A 21,748-nucleotide genomic window follows, 5' to 3' on the forward strand; every position below is an offset into this window, starting at 1 on the left:
ACATGGGAATAGCTCTTTTTCCATTACCCTTTATAAGGGTTATTACGGTTTTCCCTGACATTGTTAAAATCATACGCATCTCGATTGCGGGTGTCGACATCATCGTTATAGGCCGAAACCGTGCGGTCATTTGTGCTCAGATCTTCAGGGTTTCCGCTCAGCGGACGGTTTACATCCAGATTCTCATCAGTCCAAACACCGCTGCTGTTTCTGGTGTTATCCTTAAAAGCATTCGTTCCGCGATCAAGCTCGCCAGGGTTTAAAGGATCAGTGCTTGTGTACGTCGTCCGATCTCCATCTAAAACGGAACGGTCCGTATTTGTATAGTCATCAGTAAAGTCTGCAGACCTCGTATCAGGATCGACTAACACAAGGATTTTTCCTGATTTCACATCTGCTTCATAGCGATGTGCTTCTTCCTCTGGAATGCCCATGCCGATAAGTGCTCCCGCAATACCGCCCGCACCAGCACCAACAGCGGCTCCTGTTAATGTAGCAGCAATTGGTCCGGCTGCCACAATTGGCCCGATTCCAGGAATCGCCAATGCACCTACACCTGCCAGAAGACCTGTTAATCCTCCCAGAACACCGCCAGTAGCCGCTCCGGCAGCTAATCCCTCTTCAGTTTTTGTGCCTGTTTCTTCTGTAACGGCATCCACATCGTCTTTGTTTTTGCTGATTACGGAAATATCTTCAGGGCGGTATCCTTCCGCTCTTAATTTTTCAACCGCTTGAATAGCTTCCTGCTCTGTATCGTATGCACCTACAACATGCTTGTTTGTTGCCATGTTCATCATCCTCCTTAATAATTTTTGTTTATCTATTGGTGTACATACCTTTTTCATTACGCTCATAAACCGAGTGGATAAAATTACTAATAATTTCCCCTTGACTGATAGCTGGCTTGACCTGTAACTGCATAATCGGTAGTTTTAAAATAGAACAGACAAGGAAGGTTGATCTCTATGAAAAAACTTTATTATGAAAACCCATATATCAAAACATTTGAAACAGAACTTGTATATCAGGCGGCAGACGACAAGGAAAGGGTATATGCCGTTCTGAAAGAAACGGCCTTTTATCCGACTGGTGGAGGACAGCCTCATGATGAGGGGACCCTCAATGGTATAAAAGTGGTGGATGTCGAAGAAGCGGAAGGGGAAATCCGTCATTATTTAGAAAGAGAATTGGAGCCTTCTATTTCCGGGATATCAGGAGAAATCGATTGGAACAGACGGTTTGACCATATGCAGCAGCATGCAGGCCAGCATATATTATCGGCTGCATTTGAAGAGCTTTACGGCTATAAAACAGTCAGTTTTCATTTAGGCAAAGAAATATTAACTATTGACTTGGAAATTAGTGAACTGCCTGTCGGGCACGCAGAGGAAGCGGAGAGACTGGCTAATGCCATCATTCTTGAAAATCGTCCGATTGAAGCCAGGTGGGTGAGTGCAGAGGAAGCTTCCCAATTCCCGCTCCGTAAGCAGCTGTCTGTCAGCGAAGATATCCGGCTTGTGATCGTTCCGGAGTTTGATTATAACGGATGCGGCGGAACACACCCAACATCAACCGGCCAGGTAGCCGGTGTAAAAGTATTGGACTGGGAGCGCCAAAAAAAGAAAATCCGCGTACAATTTATCTGTGGCAGCCGGATTCTCACGCAGCTTCAGACGAAGCATGAAATTACCGGGAATCTGAGTCAGCTTCTAAATGCACCAGAGCAGGACCTGCCTTCAGCGGCCAGCCGCCTGATTGAAAATGGAAAGGACCTGGAGAAGCAGCTGGAAGCAGCAAAGGAAGCCCTGTTAGCTTATGAAGCTAAAGAAATGTTCACAGCCGGAAAGGAGAAGTGCATCAGCAAGGTCTTTGAGGGACGATCCGTCCAGGAACTGCAGAAACTGGCACGCTTAATCGCCTCTCAAACTGAAAATGCCGATGTTATCCTAATCAATGAAACCGCCGATAAACTCCAATTTGTCTGTGCCAGGGGAGCAGATTCTGAATCTGATATGAAGAGCCTTTCAGCAGAACTGCTGCAGAAGATTAACGGCAAAGGCGGCGGGAATCCTCAATTTGCACAGGGTGGGGGAGACAAGCTCATGAGCGGGGAGGACCTGCTGGAATATGCAATGAGACTTGCAGGCCAAAAGTAATTGAATCCGCATGTAATGGACAGATTTAATTGATAAAATATTTAGAAAAGTATTGAAAAATGATTGTAATACAGCTTCTGTTGTATTACAATTTTGGTACGGGCCATGCATTATATTGAATGTTTATGATAACCTCATAAACGCCTCATATAATATCCGGTCTACAGGAGGCAAGTTCATGTACAGACAAAATACCGTCTATATCATCGGAGACAGCAAAACATCACTGAACAATCCGATTATGCAAAAATATAATGGCTTCTTTATCGGTCTTGTGATCGACAGGGAAACAGATGAAATTGTAGATGCCGAATGTTCATCTACCATTAATTTAACCTCATTATTTATTAAATCGATATTTGTCGGCAAATCCATACTGGAAGCAGACAAGGTAATGGAAGAAATTGAAAGCCGCTATTTCGGCTCCTCGCAAAAGGCCCTGATCGTTGCCTTTAAAAACGCCCATATAAAATATACGCAAATTATGAATAAATAAAGCTGCTTTTTCTGTTTTCCGCAGATGAAATCCAGCTATCAGAGAACATCTCCGATAGCTGGATTTTTTGCATTTAGCATTTAAATACTGAGTTGATTGCAGCGGAAGGTGCGAGTTCCTCGAAAATGCATTCGCATTGTCTTCGTGCGGTGTTTACTCAAGGAAGCTTATTCAAAGTCCCGCGGTTCGCTGAGCATCCTGGAGCGGAAATCAACGGGCAACATTGAAAGGCTAATAACAATTTTAAAGGAAAATAAATTGCTGATTGAATTTACAGAAAATATCAAAATAATATACAATATGGAAAACTATAATAATATAATATTTTGGGGGATTTTAAATGAAGCTTTATTTATCAGTTGATATGGAGGGAATTACGGGTCTGGCTGATCATACTCATGTTGGATCATCTAAGCACAATTATGAACGCAGCAGGGTGATTATGACTGATGAGGCAAACCATGTGGTGACAGCTGCCTTTGAAGAAGGATGCAGTGAGGTGATTGTCAATGATAGCCACTCCAAAATGAACAACCTGCTTATTGAAAGAATGCACCCTGAGACACAGCTGATTACGGGTGATGTTAAGCCATATTCAATGGTTCAGGGCCTGGATTCAAGCTTTAGCGGTGCCATTTTTGTTGGATATCATGCACGTGCTTCCATGAAAGGTGTTATGTCCCACTCTATGATTTTCGGTGTAAGACATATGTACATCAATGATCATGCCATTGGAGAAATGGGATTCAATGCTTATGTGGCTGGCTATCATGGCGTGCCGATTCTAATGGTGGCCGGAGATGACCAGGCTGCATTGGAAGCAGAGAAATTAATCCCGAATGTGACAACAGCTGTTGTAAAAGAGACGATATCACGATCTGCTGTGAAATCGCTTACTCCCGCGAAAGCCGGCCAGCTTTTAAGAGAAAAAGCGGCAGAGGCGCTTAGCAAAAAGGAGCTTGTCAAGCCGCTTGTGCCGCCGGAAAATCCTGTATTGAAAATTGAATTTGCCAACTATGGCCAGGCTGAGTGGGCTGCTCTGATGCCTGGTGCAGAGATAGAAGAAAATACAACCATTGTCCGCTATCAGGCTAAAGATATTCTTGAAGCATACCAGGCTATGCTCGTGATGACTGAGCTGGCCATGAGAACTACATTCTGTTAGGAAGTGTTAATGAATGACTGGATACATAATAAAACGCCTCATCGCAATGGTCGTCACACTTTGGTTCATTATCACTCTGACGTTTTTCTTAATGCACTCCATACCCGGGTCGCCTTTTAATGAAGAAAGAAACACCAGCGAAGCGGTCCAGCGGAATATGGAGAAATTCTATCATTTGGACGAACCGCTGTATGTCCAATATGGGATGTACTTGAAATCAGTTGCAACATTTGACTTTGGACCGTCTATTAAAAAGTCCTCCCAGACGGTTAATGAAATGCTGGGACGGGGGTTCCCGGTGTCGTTTGAACTGGGAATCGTCACTTTGATTGTGGCTGTTTTCTCAGGGATTGCCCTCGGAATCATAGCAGCTCTCCGGCACAATGGCTTTATTGATTATTTAGCGATGACCATTGCAGTTCTGGGAATATCAGTGCCGAACTTTGTGCTTGCCACACTATTAATTCAGCAGCTTGCTGTCAATCTGGCAATCCTCCCGGTGGCTACCTGGTCAAGCCCAAAGCATATGATTCTGCCGACTCTGGCGCTTGCGACAGGACCCATGGCGATCATCGCCCGTCTGACACGTTCAAGCATGCTGGAAGTTCTGACACAGGATTACATCAAGACGGCCAAGGCTAAAGGCCTGTCACCGGTGAAAATTGTTTTTAAACATGCACTGAGAAATGCCCTTCTGCCTGTTGTAACCGTATTGGGGTCGCTTGCTGCAAGCATTTTGACAGGAACCTTTGTAATTGAAAAAATATTTGCCATTCCCGGAATGGGAAAGTATTTCGTAGAAAGCATCAATACACGTGATTATCCCGTCATAATGGGAACCACCGTTTTTTACAGCTCCATTTTGATTATTATGCTGTTCCTGGTGGACATTGCATACGGAGTTCTTGACCCGAGAATTAAGCTTCACAAAAAGGAGGCGAGCTAATGGAACTGCGCAAACAGCATGATAACCGCAACCTGGCACCTGATATTCCGGATGATTGGTTTGTCCCAAAGGCCAAAGACGAGGATGCAGCGGAAGCAGTTGTAAGGCCAAGCCTTTCTTATTGGCAGGATGCATGGCGCCGGCTGTTGAAAAACAAATTGGCAATGGCAGGGCTATTCTTTCTTATTGCTTTAGCCTTTATGGCCATATTCGGCCCGATGATTTCCCCGCATGATGTATCCCAGCAGTCATTGGCTAATCAGAACCTTCCGCCGTCTTCAAAATATTGGTTCGGAACAGATGAATTAGGCCGGGATGTTTTCGCAAGAACATGGTACGGAGCAAGGATCTCCTTATTCGTTGGAATCGTGGCAGCCATGATTGATTTTGCAATCGGAGTCATTTACGGCGGTATTGCCGGCTATAAAGGCGGCAGAACAGATAATGCCATGATGAGGGTAGTGGAAATTCTGTATGGACTCCCATATTTGCTCGTTGTTATTTTAATCAGTGTTGTAATGGGACCTGGTTTGTTCACCATTATATTCGCCCTTTCCGTAACGGGCTGGGTCGGGATGGCCCGGATTGTCCGGGGACAGGTTCTGCAGATCAAGAACTATGAATTTGTACTGGCATCAAAGACTTTCGGAACAAAAACATCGAGGATTATAAAGAAAAACCTGCTGCCGAACACGATGGGCCCTATCATTGTACAGATGACATTAACAGTGCCATCGGCCATCTTTGCAGAGGCGTTCCTGAGCTTTCTGGGATTAGGCATTCAGCCGCCTTTTGCCAGCTGGGGCTCCATGGCCAATGATGGGCTGTCTACGATTCTATCAGGTCACTGGTGGCGCCTGTTCTTCCCTGCTTTTTTCATCTCCCTGACCATGTTTTCATTTAATGTGCTTGGTGACGGATTGCAGGATGCCCTCGATCCGAAGTTAAGGAGGTAGCAGCATGGAGAAAGTACTAGAAGTAAAAGACCTGCATGTCACATTTACCACTTATGGCGGGGAAGTCCAGGCTGTAAGGGGCGTATCATTTGATCTCTTCAAAGGGGAAACCCTGGCGATTGTCGGTGAATCCGGCTGCGGAAAGAGTGTAACGTCCCAGAGCATCATGCGGCTGATTCCATCCCCTCCAGGGAGAATAGCAGATGGCTCTGTCCTCTTTAAAGGGAAGGACCTGACAAAGCTAAAGGAATCCGAAATGCGGGACATCCGCGGCGCAGACATTTCGATGATCTTTCAGGATCCTATGACGGCTTTAAACCCTACGATTACCATTGGAGAGCAAATTATAGAAGGAATTATGCAGCATGAAACCATTTCTCGGCCGGATGCCCGTAAAAAGGCGCTGGAAATGCTGAATTTAGTTGGAATACCAAATCCATCCGAAAGATTAAAGCATTATCCGCACCAATTCAGCGGCGGGATGAGGCAGCGGATTGTGATTGCCATGGCCCTTGTCTGTGAGCCGGAAGTGCTGATTGCCGATGAACCCACTACAGCACTGGATGTAACGATCCAAGCGCAAATATTGGATTTATTTAAAGATATCCAGAAGAAAACTGGAGTATCCATCATAATCATTACCCATGACCTGGGGGTTGTCGCTCAAGTAGCAGACCGCATCGCTGTCATGTATGCAGGAAAAATAGTGGAGGCCGGAGAACGAAGGGAAATCTTCTATAATCCCCAGCATCCCTATACAAAGGGCCTGCTGAATTCTGTTCCGCGCCTTGACCTGGATGGAGCTGATCTTATTCCTATAGGCGGATCCCCGCCGGATTTATTTGCTCCGCCGGCTGGCTGCCCATTTGCTGCCCGCTGCGAATACGCAATGGAAGTATGTGACCGGGTCTATCCCTATAAAACGCATTTAAGCCGGGATCATCATGTGGACTGCTGGCTCCAGGATGAGCGGGCACAGAAAATGCTTGCAGGTGTAAAGTAGGTACTTCCTTTCGCAGTGCCGGCCCGGTACGGCGAAAGTTATGATTCTATCAGCTGTCAGACAGGCATCTGGTAGATAAAGAAATATATTTTAAGAGGGGGAAAAGGAATGAAAAAGTTTTTATCGCTGCTGCTTGCAGGTGTGTTGCTATTTGTTATGGCAGCCTGTACGGCAAATGAAGATGCAGGCAAAGAAACAGACAGCAAGGATGATGGCAAGAAAGAAGAAGAAAGTGCTGAAAAAGTGCTTTATTTGAACAATGGCCAGGAGCCGACTTCGTTTGACCCTCCAATCGGCTTTGACTCTGTTTCCTGGAGTGCGCTGAACAACTTAATGGAAGGTTTGACACGTCTGGGACAAAATCATGAGCCAGAAGCAGCCATTGCCGAAAAGTGGGATGTATCTGAAGATGGAAAGACTTATACATTCCATATCCGCGAAGGTGCAAAATGGTCAAATGGCGATCCTGTAACAGCAGGTGATTTTGAATTTGCCTGGAAGCGCCTTTTAAATCCTGATACAGGTTCTTCAGCCGCTTTCCTCGGCTACTTCATTGAAGGCGGAGAGGCTTATAACAACGGGGAAGGATCAGCTGATGATGTAAAAGTAAAAGCAGTTGATGACAAAAAATTTGAAGTGACTTTAGTTAGTCCGCAGGCTTATTTCTTAAGTGTAATCACAAACCCTGCATTTTTCCCAATCAATGAAAAAGTGGCAACAGAGAATCCTCAGTGGTTTGCTGAAGCAGAATCTTTTGTGGGCAATGGTCCTTTCAACCTGACAGAGTGGGAGCATGACAGCCACTTTGTAATGGAGAAAAACGCTCAATACTGGGATGCTGATAATGTAAAACTGGAAAAAATTAATTGGGCGATCATTGATGATACCAATACAGAATACCAAATGTACCAAACCGGAGAGCTTGATGTATCAGCTGTTCCATCTGAGCTGAGCGAAAAGCTATTAGGCGAAGCAAAGGTTGAAGACCAGGCTGGTGATTATTTCTACCGTTTTAACGTAAATATGGAGCCATTCCAGAATGAAAATATCCGTAAAGCTTTCGCAATGGCAGTGGACCAGAAGCAAATCGTTGACTTTGTAACCAAGAATGGAGAAAAGCCTGCATACGGATTTGTATCCTATGGATTTAAGGATGCTGATGGCAAGGACTTCCGTGAAACAGCAGGAGATCTTATCCAAACGAATCTGGAAGAAGCGAAATCCCTTCTTAAAAAAGGAATGGAAGAGGAAGGCTATGAGACACTTCCTGAAGTTACATTAACATACAGCACAAGTGATTCTCACAAAAAGATCGCAGAAGCTCTTCAGCAAATGTTCAAGGAAAACCTTGGCGTTGAAGTGAAGCTTGCCAACATGGAATGGAATGTATTCGCTGAAGAACAAAAAGCGCTTAAATTCCAATTATCCCGAAGCTCATTCCTTGCTGACTATGCTGACCCAATCAACTTCCTTGAAAACTTCCAGACAGGACATTCCATGAACCGCACTGGCTGGAGCAATGAGAAGTACGATCAGCTGATCAAAGATGCGAAGAATGAAGCAGACGAAGCAAAGCGCTTTGAGCTGATGTATGAAGCGGAAAAAATCTTATTCGAAGAAATGCCGATTATCCCTATCCATTTCTACAACCAGGTATATCTCTATAATGATGCTGTTTCAGGAATTGTCCGCCATCCGGTTGGATACCTGGAGCTTAAATGGGCAGATAAGAAGTAATACTTCTTCGGCTTGATGTGAAAGTGACAGGAAAAGGGGTGTTCGTGTGAACATCCCTTTTTTTCAGAAGTATATTTTTTTTTGAAGAATAAGGATCTTTGAACTTTGATAACTGTCTAGCTCCGAGCGCCATCGGCTCGAGGTCTTAAGCTTGGCTAACTGCGGCTCCTAGGGACTCGAGGTCATAAGGCGATTCCTTCCAGAAGGAAAGAACACCTTCTTACAGTAATCGTCTTATGCTTGTCGTCCCTAAGCAGTCGCCTTCGTTTTTCGGACAATCACTGCTGAAGGCAAAAAACGCCTTCTGCCAGCGCTTGTCTTAAGCTTGTCGCCGATAAGCGGGCGCTCTGCGCTTTTCTAGTTTATTTCCCGAAAAATAATACATTTTCCCGAAATTTAGCTTATATCCTCGACAATTATTTCATTTCCCAAATAATGCTTTTGCTGCAGGAGCATATAATGCTATAAAACGAAAAGGATGTGACAGCATGGCAATCAAACCTCAGCGCCTGAAAAAAGGTGATGCGATTGGAATTATAGCACCGGCAAGCCCGCCTAATCAGGAGAACCTGAAACGATCCCTTTCTTTTTTGGAAGAGCTTGGTGTAAAGGTAAAGATAGGCGAGCATGTGACAGATCAATATGGTTATCTGGCCGGGAAGGATGAAGACCGTCTGGCTGATTTACATAACATGTTTGCGGATAAGGAAGTCAAAGCCATCATTTGTGCAGGCGGGGGCTATGGAACCGGGAGAATTGCATCCCAAATCGACTACAGTCTGATAAAAGAAAATCCGAAAATTTTCTGGGGATACAGTGATATAACATTCCTGCACACAGCCATCCGCCAGGAGACAGGAATGGTCACCTTCCATGGGCCGATGCTCGCCTCTGATATTGGCAAAGAGGATGCGGATCCGCTATCAAAGCAATATTTTAACCAGTTATTTGAGCCGGTCACGCTTGACTATCCAGAAGGAATTTCAGAATTGGAGACGATGGTGAACGGGAGTGCCGCGGGTGTCTTAACGGGGGGGAATCTGTCTCTTATGGCCAGTACAGTCGGAACACCATTTGAAATTGATACAAAAGATAAACTTGTGCTTATTGAAGACATTAACGAAGAGCCGCGTGCGGTCGACCGCATGCTAAACCAGCTGCATATGGCAGGGAAGCTTTCGGATGCGGCCGGCTTTATCATTGGGGACTTTAATAATTGTGTTCCTGAAAGAGAACTTTCCCTGAAACTGGATGAAGTTCTGGATACGTATATCAAAAGGGTGAATAAGCCTGCAGTTAAAGGCTTTCATATCGGCCATTGCTCTCCGCATATTTCTGTGCCATTAGGTGTAAGGGCAGAATTGGATGCAGCCGGTAAAAAGCTGACAATCGAAAGCGGAGTTAAGTAAAAGGGTGGTATAGATGAAAATAAACACGATCGAAACATTTAGAGCTGCGGTACCACTGAAAAAACCATTTAAAACAGCTTTGAGAACAGTTGAGACAGCTGAAACGCTTGTTGTAAAAGTAACTTGCGATAACGGGATAGCCGGGTGGGGAGAAGCACCTCCCACTGTGGTGATTACTGGAGACAGTCTTTCAAGCATAGAGTCAGCCATTCATCATGTATTGAAGCCAATGCTGATCAATAAGAGTCTTCTAAACTATGAGGCGATATTCCAGGGAATTCAGTCCGCTTTAATAGGAAATTCGAGTGCAAAGGCGGCTGTGGATATGGCCTTATACGATTGTCTTGCACAGCAATGCAAACTGCCTCTTTACCAATTTTTAGGCGGACATAAAAATGAGGTGGAAACGGATTATACAGTAAGCGTCAATGGTCCGGAAGAAATGGGAGAAGATGCGGTTTCCTATGTTCAGCAAGGCTTCGATGTCCTTAAGGTAAAGGTCGGCAAGGATGATATTTTAACAGATATAGAGAGAATACGGGAAATCCGCACCCGGGTAGGATCGAAAATTAAAATCCGCCTGGATGCCAATCAGGGCTGGAAACCAAAGGATGCTATTTATGCCATCCGGAAAATGGAAGCACTGGACTTGAACATTGAGCTTGTCGAACAGCCGGTAAAGGCTTGGGATATAGAGGGGCTTAAGCAGGTTACAAATGCGGTTGATACACCGATTATGGCAGATGAGAGTGTCTTTACCCCGAAGCAGGCATTTGAAGTCATTAAAACGCGAAGTGCTGACTTGATTAATATCAAGCTGATGAAGTCAGGCGGCATTTATCAGGCGCAGATCATTAATCAGCTCGCTGAAGTATGCGGGATGGAATGCATGGTAGGCAGCATGATTGAAACCAAGATTGGCATTACGGCCGCAGCCCATTTTGCAGCCAGCAAAAAGAATATAACCCGCTTTGACTTTGATGCCCCATTGATGATGGCAAAAGAAATTGTGGAAGGCGGAATCCGCTATTCCGGCCGCAAAATTACCCTGCCATCTGAACCTGGCCTTGGCATCAGGAATGTATCATTGGCAGTGAACAAGCAGGAATTGACATCCTGACAATTTTAAAAAGGAGGAATTCGGTTTGGCAATAAAGCAGAAATGGCTGGTTTCGGTTCCTGCTGCTACCTTGTGGACAGCGAGCGATTCATCAAGAGAAATTGACTTTGAAGCCATCACTAACCCAGTTAATTTGGATGCCTGGCTTGAAAAGCTCACCTATGAGCCCCGGCTGGAGCTTTGCGACGGGAATCTTGTGCAATCACAACTTCTGTACGGAGAAGAAGTGATCGTATTGGAGGAGAGAGAGGGATGGGTACATGTTGCTGTCCCAAGCCAGCCCTCTTCAAAGGACGGGAGAGGGTATCCCGGCTGGCTGCCGAAGGCCCAGCTGACTCAAAATGAAGATTGGAAGCTTGATAGTGAAAAGGCCGCTGTCATCCAGAATAAAAAAGCAACTCTCTATTCGACTGACAGAGAGCCGGAACTAATTCTAAGTTATCAAACTGTACTTCCGGTCTTAAAAGAAGGAGCCGAGTGGATCCAGGTTCAGACACCTGGAGGAGAAGGATTCTTAAAATCTGCTGACGTAAAGGTCTTTGAATCAATCGATGCTATACGGAAAGGCAGCGGCAGAGACATCATTGCTGCGGGTGAACAATTTATAGGCCTTCCCTATCTATGGGGCGGCATGACCAGCTATGGATATGACTGTTCAGGGTTCAGCTATTCCATGTGCAAAGCAAATGGAGTGATCATTCCCCGTGATGCCCATGATCAGGCGGAAGCAGGGAAGCCGGTCGAACTGGATGCCATTGAACCAGGGGACCTATTATTCTTTGCTTATGAAGAAGGGAAAGGCAAACTCCATCATGTAGGCATTTATTATGGTGATGGAAAGCTGCTTCATTCTCCAAATACCGGTAAAAGCATCGAAGTTATCGACTTGAAAGATACCATCTATGAAAAGGAACTATGTGCAGCTAGACGTTACTGGCAAGAGACGGGGGAATAAACATGGCAAAAGAAGCACTTTTACAGGTCAACAATCTCAAAAAGCATTTTTCAATGGGGAAAGGACAAACCCTGAAGGCTGTTGATGATGTCTCCTTCCATATCAAACAGGGAGAAACATTCGGGATTGTCGGTGAATCCGGATGCGGGAAATCAACTGCAGGGCGTACCATCATTGGTTTATATAACCGTACAGAAGGTGAAGTCCTTTATGACGGAAAAAATGTCCATAACATGACTGAAAAAGAGAGGTTTGCTTTTCACAGGAAGATGCAGATGATTTTTCAGGATCCGTATGCTTCCTTGAATCCGCGTTCTACCGTACAGGAGATTATTTCCGAGCCCATGGAGGTTCATGGGTTATATCCGAATAAGAGGGAGCGCCTCGAGCGGGTCTATCAGCTCCTGGAGGATGTAGGTCTTAACCGCGATCATGCCAACCGTTATCCGCATGAATTCAGCGGCGGACAGAGGCAAAGAATTGGAATTGCCCGTGCTTTGGCGCTGGATCCGGAATTCATTATTGCTGACGAGCCAATCTCAGCACTGGATGTATCGGTACAAGCCCAGGTGGTGAATCTGCTTAAGGGGCTCCAGAAGAAAAAAGGGCTGACCTACTTATTTATCGCCCATGATCTCTCGATGGTTAAGCATATCAGCGACAGAATCGGCGTTATGTACTTAGGGCATCTAGTGGAATTAACCACAAGCGAAAACTTATATAAAAATCCGCTTCATCCCTATACACAGGCCCTGCTGTCGGCGATTCCCATCCCTGACCCTGATGTCGAGGATAACCGGGAAAGAATCATTTTGGAAGGGGAGCTCCCGAGCCCAATGAATCCGCCAAGCGGCTGTGTATTCCGCACGCGCTGCCCTTATGCGATGGAGGCTTGCGCTTCCATGAAGCCTGAGTGGCAGGAGATTGAGAAGGATCACTTTGTGGCCTGCCATTTATATAATGAAAAAGTAACGGGCGACCATAACCGGCCTCAAGTAGCGGCTGCGAAATAAAATGGACTTTCATACTCTTAAAGCGGAAATTCTTACATTGGCCAGCTGCTGTGAAGGCCGCGTTGCTGTATATATCCATACCGAGGATGGTTTCATCGAAAAAGATGCCGATGCCATTTTCTCTTCAGCCAGCTTAATAAAGGTGCCGATTTTACTTGCGGGACTTTTACAGGCGGAGAAAGGGCTGCTTCAGCTTGAGGAGGAAGTGGAAGTTACTGTTTCTGCCCGGGTTGGCGGATCGGGTGTATTGCAAGCTATGGCCAGAGATTTGAAGATCAAGGTGACAGACCTAATGACACTAATGGTCATTGTGTCTGATAATACAGCGACTAATCTTATCATTGAGCTGCTCGGTATAGAGAAAATCAATCAGCTTTTCAAAGATTTGGGGTTTAATAATACATCATTAAACAGAAAGATGATGGATTTTGAAGCACTGAAAAACGGCATTGACAACACCACGACTGCCCGGGATATGGTGTATGGCATAAAGGCATTGGCAGAGCAAAAGCTTTTATCAGGGAAGTATACTGAAAAAGCACTGTATATATTGGAAAACCAGCAGTTTAAAAATAAACTTGCCAACACGATAGACGAGGAAAAAGTCATGGTTGCCAATAAAACAGGCGAACTTCCCGGCATAGAGCATGATTGCGCCATATTTACCCATAAAGGAAAAACAGTCTGCGCTGCAGTACTTGTGGACAGGCTTCTAAATCAGACTGCCGGCAAAGAAGTATTGTCTGCAATCGGCAGTCGCATTAATCAATATATTACACATAAATAAGGAACCGCTCACTTAGAACGGTTCCTTGTTTATTTGTGCAGTTTTTGCACCGAGACTGCCAGATTATTTATGATGAAAAGGGCATTTCCCTTCAATTGGCTTAACGTCATCACCGATGAAGTATTGTTTCCACTCACGGTGTTCGGGATCGCCATAGTGACTGATGTTTGGATGGGTAGGGAGCCCATCCCATTTTTCAACACGTTCCCTTACTTTTTCCCTGGACATAACGCCGCCTTTAGTGGTGCCTTCGAGACCTTCAAAAATGCGGCGCGGCTGGAATCCGAGTACAAGACTATTGCCCAGATCCCTCGTCTTTCTCTGCTTGTATGCAGGCGCATTGCCAAACACAAAGAATGGCTCCTCCGCAAAAGAAAACGCCCATAAATGATGGTCCGGATCTGTCGGATAATCCTTAGGCCAAGGTTTTGTATCAACCTTATGCAAATACTGAAGGATATTCCAGAAATTTTCTCTATAATGTTCAAGCGGCTTTTCATCTTTTTCCGGCTCCACAAATACAAACAGGCCATGGCGAATAAGCTTTGGTGCGTCAAAGAGCTCTATGAAAGATTCAAGAGCTTCCGGAAGATTAGACCAGTCTTCCTTTGCAATATAGGCATATCTCAATTCACCGCGCATTTCGGCAGTCATTCCAAAATAGCACGGGAAGGTTTTATCTGTAACTGTATCATGAAATGTTTTATATTCTTGAATAACCCACTCAGGCACAATATCGGGGTTAGTCATATCTTCTTTTGTTAAAAGAAACTTACTGGCAGTTTTCATTTTTTCACCTCAGAATGATTTACTTATGAAATATGTACCCCTTAAAAAGTCCTTTGAAACTAGCTGGGTGGAAAGGGAAACGAAAAAGACAGCCGTGATGGCTGCCTTAAGATTTTCGATATTTATACTGGTTAAGCTGAAAGCGGATAAAACAGCCGATGCAAAATCCCAAAATGGCAATAAATGCTGAAAGAGCGACCATAGCTGTAAATACATATCCTGCAGCTGTCCAGCCCAGCAGAAAGCTGAGCAGCCCAAGCGCCAGGCAGGCAACGGCAATCACCTGATTAAATTGCTGCTGATCCCAGTCTTCGGGAATATACTCAGAAGGACGCTTTTTTAGAAAGTACCTTGCTGTACGCATAATCGGATTGTAGCCGAATAATAGGCCCATTGCACCTGCGAGCAGGGGAATGGCGAGAATCCAGGCTTCTCCGGTAATCCAAGAAGCTAAAACACTTAATACGATTGACCATTGATTAGTTCTTACGAGCGGACGGGGAATTGAAACTGGTGTATTTGCCATTTATTTTCCGACCTTTCTCATTGGTTTTATTGGTATTAATAGTTTACTGAAGTTGTTTGATTTTGTGAAGAAAAAAAGCCTGGAAAATAAGAAATACGATTCAACTTCGGACACAGAAAGGAGAAAACAGCAGGCCAGAGTCAGAACCTGGTCCAACTTCGGACACAGAAAGGAGAAAAGAGCAGGCCAGAGTCGGAACCCGGGTTAACTTCGGACACAGAAAGGAGAAAAGAGCCAGTTAGAGTCGGAACCCGGGCCAACTTCGGACACAGAAAGGAGAAAAGAGCCAGTTTAAGTCGGAACTCGGGTTAACTTCGGACACAGAAAGGAGAAAAGAGCAGGCCAGAGTCGGAACCTGGTCCAACTTCGGACACAGAAAGCAGAAAGAGGAGCATTAGAGTCAGAACCCTGGCCAACTTCGGACACAGAAAGGAGAAAAGAGCCAGTTAGAGTCGGAACTAGGGTCAACTTCGGACACAGAAAGGAGAAAAGAGCCAGTTAGAGTCGGAACCCGGGTCAACTTCGGACACAGAAAGCAGAAAGAGGAGCATCAGAGTCGGAACTCGGGTTAACTTCGGACACAGAAAGGAGAAAAGAGCCAGTTAGAGTCGGAACTAGGGTCAACTTCGGACACAGAAAGGAGAAAAGAGCCAGTTAGAGTCGGAACCCGGTCCAACTTCGGACACAGAAAGCAGAAAAGACTAATCCAAAGTCCGAACCAAGCTGCACTTCCAATAAAAGTCCCGCAAAACAAACACCAGCAGACAAAGAAAAAAGGCCCTGGAATGACATCCAAAGCCTCCTTTCGTCAAGCAGATCGCCGGCCCAGGCGGTACTCAGCGAATCCCGCCATAAAAAATCCTACGTGCTCAATCGCTTTTTTGCCGCTTTTTTAAATGAAAACTGCGGTATGCTGATACCAATCAGGATCAGCACAATCCCGAAAGTCTGTGCTTCTGATATCCTTTCCCCAAGGATCAGCATAGCGGCAGCAACAGCGGCCGGAAGTTCGGCAGAGCCAACAATCGTGGCAAGCCCTGAATCTAAGTGGGGTGAACCGATTGCAAAGAAGACAATAGGGAAAATAGCGCCGAACAATGCCATCAAGAGGCCGAATTTCCATAGGCCCCCAAGCTGAATGCCGCCGCTTATCAAGACGGGACCTGAAACAGCTGCAACCAGAAGAAGTCCGCCAAATGTGATGAAGATGCTCCTCTGGATGGTTGGAATCCCTTTGCCTGCCTTGCCGCTTGCAAAAATGAAAACGGCAAATGTAACCGCAGATAATAAGCCATAAATCAGGCCACCCGCTTGAATAGCATGTGACCCGGAATTAATCAGGTTGCTTGCAAATACTGTTCCTATAATAAGCAGGATCGAAGAAATGATTTTTGCTTTGCTGGGCATCTTTCTTTCATATAATGCTTCAAAAAGAATTCCAATCCAGGTGAACTGAAATAAAAGAACAACAGCGATGGAGGCCGGGTTCCGGTCAAGGCTCATTCCATACAGAATGCCCGTTAAGCTTAAGGAGGCACCGGTCAATAACAAAGCTGCCGCTTGTTTAAGGGTGATTTTCGTTCTTTTGATAAATGGGAAAGAAAGCAATAACAAAAGGAGCCCAATTAAATATTGGCTTCCGGTCAGTTCGGGAACAGTGTGGCCGGCATGAAGTCCTAGTTTAACAATGGATGCCAGAATGCCGTAACTGCATGCGCCCAGAAAAATAAAGAATGAATATTTTAAGTTTGCCATTATGGAGACTCCTTTCCGAAAATAGAAATGAAGCAATCAGGTCAATCATAACACCTTAGAGTGTCCAAAAGGCAAAAATTTTTTCGGCACAAAAATAAGAGCCAGTGATCATTCTCACTGACTCTCTTGCCAAAATCGATTATTCTCCTAAGTAGGCTTGCAGCATCCAAATATGCGTATCCAATTTTTCCATTAACCCGATGGCGAAGTCGGCTGTCACTTGATCTTCCTGTTCCTCGGCAAGCTGGGCTAAAGAGATTAATTGTTCCTTAATATGTTTATAATCCGAAGCAAGAGCAGCAACCATTTCTTCTGCTTTCTTTTCCCCATTAGATTCTTCAAGAGTCGTAATGCTTAGGAATTCCTTTAAGCTTGCTCCAGGTGAACCGCCGATTGCAAGCAGGCGTTCCGCTGCCTCATCGACAACTTCAGCTGCTTCATTATATAATTCTTCGAACTTTTCATGAAGGGTAAAGAAAAGAGGGCCTTTTACAAACCAGTGGTAGCGGTGCAATTTCGTATATAGGACACTCCAGTTAGCAATTTGAACGTTTAATGACTCATGTAATTTTTCCATCATAATTCCTCCTAAGTAATTTATATATTCATTATAACAAATATTAATTTATAATCAATACTTATTTATAATTATTATAAATAAGTAACGTCAGTATAACCGTGGCCAATTATGGTAAAGTGATATAGTACGGATTAATAGCAGAAACAGTTAGTGAGGAATATAAATGGAATATGTTTTCTTTATTATTCTCGGAGCGCTTATCAGTGTGCTCTCGGGTTTTTTTGGGGTAGGCGGAGGATTCATTCTTACTCCAACGCTTATGCTTTTTGGTTTTTCTCCAGTAGAAGCGATCACCACGAGTTTGCTGTTTTCGATTGGAACGTCCCTTTCAGGCATCTCCGCTCATATCAGGCTGAAGAATATAAAGCTTAAGCAGGGGCTGATACTCGGATTAAGCGGAATGGCAGCTACTCAGGCCGCCCACCCATTTGTTCTGTTTCTTGAGAATAAAGGCTGGGACACATGGGCCGTGCCTGTTTTTTATATCATATTGCTGACTTATTTTGCTTTGGGCATGCTGAAAAGAAGGGAAAAGTCAGCCAATGCTGTTCACTCTTCTGAACATTCGCCTTCCATTTTAAAGATGGTGCTGATTGGGTTTTTTGCAGGATTTGTTTCTACAACATTAGGGGTGGGCGGCGGTTTTATTATGGTGCCTTTATCGGTCGCCTATTTAGGATTGATGCCGAAAAATGCGGTAGGAACCAGCTTGTTTGCTGTCATGTTAATCGTATCCGCAGGTTTCCTGTCCTACGTTTCCACTGTCAGCATTGATTATTGGATTGGATTTTCACTCGTAGGAGGAGGGCTTATTGGCTCACAGTTTGGTGCAAAACTTACCTCCTATTTTGAGAACGAAGAAATCACCTATATGCTCGGAGCCTTATATATGGCGACAGTCGCAAGTGTGATTCTGAAATTAATACATTTGAATTATGCCGGTTTAGTGCTGATGGCCATTTTTGTCGGCGGATTTCTAGTAAGAAGTCTTGTGAAAATGCAGAAAGCAAAAGCCCGAATAAAGGCAAAAAGGGAGACGCCATAACGGCTTCTCCTTTTACATTTGGCGGGGCACCTTCATGCCGAGTGTCTGCATTCCATCTGTAAGAACTATGGTGACTGCTTTGACGAGGGCAAGTCTTGCCTGCATGCCGGCATCCTTCTCCAGTATTCTTACCTGCCCGTAATATTTATTGAAGGCCTGGGCCACCTCAATCAGAAATTTAGCGAGAACGGAAGGGGAAAGCTGCCTATAAGATTGTCTGATTTTCTCAGGATATTGATAGAGCAGCTTAATGATTTCCCAGCTGTAAGGATCGGTTAGCCCATTTACAGCAGATGGTATATCGTCTGCCTTGCGGAGCAGGGAATAGGCCCGGGCATTGGTATATTGCAGATAGGGCCCGGTTTCTCCTTCAAATGTCAGCATATCTTCAAGGGAAAATTCAATATTGTTCATGCGGTCATTTTTCAGGTCATGGAACAAAATGGCTCCGATGCCGACTGCTTCAGCGACTTCATCTTTATTTTCCAGGCCGGGATTTTTAGCCTCAATGCTGTTCTTTGCGAGAAGAACTGCTTCATCCAGAACCTCCTCCAGAAGGATGACTCTGCCTTTTCTGGTCGACATCTTTTTTCCATCTTTTAAGTAGAGGCCGAACGGGACATGTTTCATACTGTCTGCCCACTCATACCCCATCTTTTTGATCACGCTTTTGACCTGCCTGAAATGGATGCTTTGTTCCTGGCCGACAATATATAAGGAGTGATCAAATTGATAGTTTTCCCTTCTATAAAAAGCTGCAGCCAGATCCCGTGTTGCATAAAGAGTTGCTCCGTCGGATTTTTTGATCAGACATGGAGGCAGGTCTTCATCAGGCAGCAGAACGACCTTTGCACCATCAGACTCAGCCAGCAGATCTTTTGCCATCAGCTCCTCTATGACGGGTTTCATTTTATCGTTATAAAAAGCTTCCCCATTGTATGAGTTGAAATGGATGCCAAGCCTGTCATAAACCCGCTGAAATTCCTTCAATGATTCATCTCTAAACCAATTCCAGAGGGCTTGTGCTTCTTTATTTCCGTTTTCAAGCTCTTTGAACCAGGAACGTGCTTCATCTTCAAGGGATGGATCTGCCTCTGCTTCTACATGGAACCGTATATATAGGCTGAGCAGCTCCTTGATCGGATGTTCCTTCACTTTATCCGGATTGCCCCACTTTTTATAAGCGGTGATCAGTTTGCCGAATTGAGTGCCCCAATCGCCTAAGTGGTTGATTCTGACCGCTGTGTAACCGCATTTTTCGGCGAGGTTTCCAAGGGCATTTCCAATGACGGTTGATCGCAGATGACCCATGGAAAAAGGCTTTGCGATATTGGGCGAAGAGAAATCAAGCACGGCTGTTTTTCCTGCACCATCCTTCAGCAGCCCATATTCTTTTCCTTTTTTCAAGATTACTTCCAGTATGTCAGCACCAGCAGCTCCTTTGGAAAAAAAGATATTAATATAGGGCCCGGCAGCTTTCGCTTTTTCAATGTACGGTCCTTTTATCAGGAAAGCAGCCTCTTCAGCAATGGAGGCAGGTGATTTTCTGAATGCTTTTGCCAGTGTAAAACAAGGAAAAGCAAGATCACCATGTGCCGGATTCTTTGGTGTTTCAATTAAGTCTGAAATGGCTTCCTCAGAAAGCTGCCCATTCAGCACAGAAGCCAGCTGAGCTGTGAATATAGCTTTGAAATCGATCATTTTACACACACACCTCCTGAAAAATAAAAAAGCCCGCCTCTATATAAATATAGAGACGAGCTGAATCTGCCCGCGGTACCACTCTGATTGTCCAAAGGACCTCTTGCGAAAGGACGTTTCATTTTATTTGAACACATTCCTTTAGGGGTTTGGTAACGGGATTCCCAACCCGGCACAGCCTACTTTTCTTTCAGCTATGCATCTCCGAAGTGCGCTTCACAAATAGGGTTTCCGACAGGCTTGCACCGGCCCTGTCTCGCTTTTTGGAAAGAGCCCTTTGCTACTCTCTTCATCATAGACACTAAATATATTACTGTTATTATACGCGGTTGGAATTATTTTGCAACATAATTTGAATCGGTTGAAAACATATAGTTTTTGTGATGGTAGTGAATGCTGAAAATCAGTCCCATTGCCATCATGTTTCCCATAAGTGAGCTTCCGCCATAGCTGATAAACGGAAGCGGAATGCCGGTGATTGGCAGGACCTGAATCGTCATTCCAATATTTTGGAATACATGGAAGGTGATCATGCTGATGACCCCGACGCAAATATAGGTATTAAAAGGATCCGTCGTCTCAAGGCCGGTCTTCGTTAAGTGATAGATAAGCAGAAAGAAAAGGCTGATTACTACACTGGCGCCAAAGAAGCCATATTCCTCGCCAATGACGCTAAAGATAAAATCAGTGTGGGCATCTGGCACATATACCTGCCTGTCAGTAAAGCCTTTACCTGAAATTAATCCCGAGCCGATAGCGAGCATGGAATTATACAGCTGCATACCGGCCCCCTGCTTATGATTGACCGGATCAAGCCAGGAATAAATTCTGCTGAACTGATAGGGGTCAATCCCAAGGTATTTCTCTAAAATCTCCGGTGCTATGATCACCAGGTATAGAACCGTTCCTGCTAAAGCACCGAGGATTCCATAAATCGGAACAAGGATTTTCCAGGTGATTCCGGATACCAGGATGATTCCTGCTAATATCGCGATGATGACAAGGGCGGTGCCCAAGTCTTCGATAATAATCAATCCTAATGGAAGCAATGTGGCTGTCCCTAGTTTGATTAGGAGAAAAAAGTCCGTTCCGGCTGTCTTAGCCTGATACTTCAGATGATGATCAGCGATGATTTTGCTGAGGGCGATAATAAGGAACACCTTTACGAATTCTGAAGGCTGCACTGAACCGAGTCCGGGAATGATGTACCACAATGTAGCCCCTTTGCGCTCTGGTGCGATGCTTTCCGGTGCAATGAATAGCCCGACAAGCAATAGGATGCCTAAACCGTATAGCAGCCATGTGAGTCTCCGGATTTGCTCGCTGTCAAAATACATGACAATCCCTACAATGACGGCACCAACAATATAATTTTTGATTTGTGAGATAACAAAATTCCCTTCATATTGATTGGAGGATTGTCCGCTGTAAATCGCAATGCAGCTGATGAGAAAAAACAGCAGCAGAAGAAAACATAATGTCCAATCGAATCGGTCTGAGAATCTATTATTCTGGTTCATTATATACACCTGGTTTCTTTACCTTTTTACATTTTTATCGCAGTCTAACGGGCAGTAAGACCCCCATTCAAGACTCAGAGGAATCAAAG

At 44.8% G+C, this 21,748-nt stretch carries 20 protein-coding genes and 1 other annotated feature; of the genes, 13 read left to right on the forward strand and 7 right to left on the reverse strand.

Annotated elements, in window-relative coordinates; all coding sequences use genetic code 11:
• Positions 1-23: 23 nt before the first annotated feature.
• On the reverse strand, positions 24-788 hold the full coding sequence (locus CE058_RS25365; RefSeq protein ID WP_163144686.1) for a general stress protein: 765 nt from the start codon (positions 786-788) through the stop codon (positions 24-26).
• 177 nt (positions 789-965) lie between these two features.
• Here CE058_RS25365 and CE058_RS18575 point away from each other — a divergent pair, with 177 nt between their 5' ends.
• The 12 genes from CE058_RS18575 to CE058_RS18630 all read left to right on the forward strand — a co-directional run bounded on the left by CE058_RS18575 (position 966) and on the right by CE058_RS18630 (position 13,743).
• Entirely contained in the window at positions 966-2,156 is a 1,191-nt protein-coding gene (locus CE058_RS18575; protein WP_048008722.1) for a serine-tRNA(Ala) deacylase AlaX, read from the forward strand.
• A 178-nt stretch (positions 2,157-2,334) separates the two neighbouring features.
• A complete protein-coding gene (locus CE058_RS18580; protein WP_048008723.1) occupies positions 2,335-2,652 on the forward strand; it encodes a DUF3870 domain-containing protein in 318 nt (105 codons plus the stop codon).
• A 340-nt stretch (positions 2,653-2,992) separates the two neighbouring features.
• Entirely contained in the window at positions 2,993-3,817 is an 825-nt protein-coding gene (locus CE058_RS18585; RefSeq protein ID WP_048008725.1) for a M55 family metallopeptidase, read from the forward strand.
• 13 nt (positions 3,818-3,830) lie between these two features.
• Entirely contained in the window at positions 3,831-4,763 is a 933-nt protein-coding gene (locus tag CE058_RS18590) for an ABC transporter permease (RefSeq protein ID WP_048008726.1), read from the forward strand.
• On the forward strand, positions 4,763-5,719 hold the full coding sequence (locus CE058_RS18595; protein WP_048008727.1) for an ABC transporter permease: 957 nt from the start codon (positions 4,763-4,765) through the stop codon (positions 5,717-5,719). Before CE058_RS18590 ends, CE058_RS18595 begins: the two co-directional genes overlap by 1 nt.
• A gap of 4 nt (positions 5,720-5,723) precedes the next feature.
• On the forward strand, positions 5,724-6,722 hold the full coding sequence (locus CE058_RS18600) for an ABC transporter ATP-binding protein (RefSeq protein ID WP_048008728.1): 999 nt from the start codon (positions 5,724-5,726) through the stop codon (positions 6,720-6,722).
• 108 nt (positions 6,723-6,830) lie between these two features.
• Positions 6,831-8,459 (forward strand): peptide ABC transporter substrate-binding protein, encoded by a 1,629-nt coding sequence (locus CE058_RS18605; RefSeq protein ID WP_163144688.1) that lies wholly within the window; start codon positions 6,831-6,833, stop codon positions 8,457-8,459.
• A gap of 488 nt (positions 8,460-8,947) precedes the next feature.
• The gene (locus tag CE058_RS18610; protein ID WP_048008730.1) at positions 8,948-9,868 is read left to right on the forward strand and encodes a S66 peptidase family protein; all 921 of its coding nucleotides are present in this window, start codon (positions 8,948-8,950) and stop codon (positions 9,866-9,868) included.
• 13 nt (positions 9,869-9,881) lie between these two features.
• Positions 9,882-10,988 (forward strand): dipeptide epimerase, encoded by a 1,107-nt coding sequence (locus CE058_RS18615; RefSeq protein ID WP_163144690.1) that lies wholly within the window; start codon positions 9,882-9,884, stop codon positions 10,986-10,988.
• Positions 10,989-11,013: 25 nt separating this feature from the next.
• Complete coding sequence (locus CE058_RS18620) at positions 11,014-11,943, forward strand: C40 family peptidase (RefSeq protein ID WP_163144692.1); 930 nt, start codon at positions 11,014-11,016, stop codon at positions 11,941-11,943.
• 2 nt (positions 11,944-11,945) lie between these two features.
• Positions 11,946-12,956, forward strand: coding sequence for an ABC transporter ATP-binding protein (locus CE058_RS18625; RefSeq protein WP_035331870.1), 1,011 nt, complete (start codon positions 11,946-11,948; stop codon positions 12,954-12,956).
• A gap of 1 nt (position 12,957) precedes the next feature.
• The gene (locus tag CE058_RS18630) at positions 12,958-13,743 is read left to right on the forward strand and encodes a serine hydrolase (RefSeq protein WP_163144693.1); all 786 of its coding nucleotides are present in this window, start codon (positions 12,958-12,960) and stop codon (positions 13,741-13,743) included.
• A 63-nt stretch (positions 13,744-13,806) separates the two neighbouring features.
• On the opposite strand, the gene CE058_RS18635 is transcribed toward CE058_RS18630, so the two are convergent.
• The 4 genes from CE058_RS18635 to CE058_RS18650 all read right to left on the reverse strand — a co-directional run bounded on the left by CE058_RS18635 (position 13,807) and on the right by CE058_RS18650 (position 17,390).
• Entirely contained in the window at positions 13,807-14,532 is a 726-nt protein-coding gene (locus CE058_RS18635; protein WP_163144695.1) for a YqcI/YcgG family protein, read from the reverse strand.
• 106 nt (positions 14,533-14,638) lie between these two features.
• Positions 14,639-15,058, reverse strand: a complete 420-nt coding sequence (locus CE058_RS18640) for a DUF4395 domain-containing protein (RefSeq protein ID WP_163144697.1) — start codon at positions 15,056-15,058, stop codon at positions 14,639-14,641.
• Between the two features lie 861 nt (positions 15,059-15,919).
• Positions 15,920-16,813 carry an EamA family transporter gene (locus CE058_RS18645; protein ID WP_048008738.1) on the reverse strand — a complete coding sequence of 298 codons (894 nt, stop codon included), beginning with the start codon at positions 16,811-16,813 and terminating at the stop codon, positions 15,920-15,922.
• Between the two features lie 139 nt (positions 16,814-16,952).
• Positions 16,953-17,390, reverse strand: coding sequence for a Dps family protein (locus CE058_RS18650; protein WP_048008739.1), 438 nt, complete (start codon positions 17,388-17,390; stop codon positions 16,953-16,955).
• A gap of 166 nt (positions 17,391-17,556) precedes the next feature.
• Here CE058_RS18650 and CE058_RS18655 point away from each other — a divergent pair, with 166 nt between their 5' ends.
• Entirely contained in the window at positions 17,557-18,438 is an 882-nt protein-coding gene (locus CE058_RS18655; RefSeq protein WP_048008740.1) for a sulfite exporter TauE/SafE family protein, read from the forward strand.
• 12 nt (positions 18,439-18,450) lie between these two features.
• Here CE058_RS18655 and argS read toward each other — a convergent pair whose 3' ends face one another.
• Together argS and CE058_RS18665 are read right to left on the reverse strand one after the other, a co-directional pair.
• On the reverse strand, positions 18,451-20,136 hold the full coding sequence (gene argS, locus CE058_RS18660) for an arginine--tRNA ligase (RefSeq protein ID WP_197087603.1): 1,686 nt from the start codon (positions 20,134-20,136) through the stop codon (positions 18,451-18,453).
• Positions 20,137-20,187: 51 nt separating this feature from the next.
• Positions 20,188-20,444: a binding site (T-box leader), on the reverse strand.
• A 30-nt stretch (positions 20,445-20,474) separates the two neighbouring features.
• Positions 20,475-21,659 carry an FtsW/RodA/SpoVE family cell cycle protein gene (locus CE058_RS18665; RefSeq protein WP_048008742.1) on the reverse strand — a complete coding sequence of 395 codons (1,185 nt, stop codon included), beginning with the start codon at positions 21,657-21,659 and terminating at the stop codon, positions 20,475-20,477.
• Positions 21,660-21,748: the final 89 nt, after the last annotated feature.

The sequence above is a fragment of the Bacillus sp. 22-7 genome (assembly GCF_010628845.1).
GTDB classification, from domain to species: domain Bacteria; phylum Bacillota; class Bacilli; order Bacillales; family Cytobacillaceae; genus Cytobacillus; species Cytobacillus firmus_B.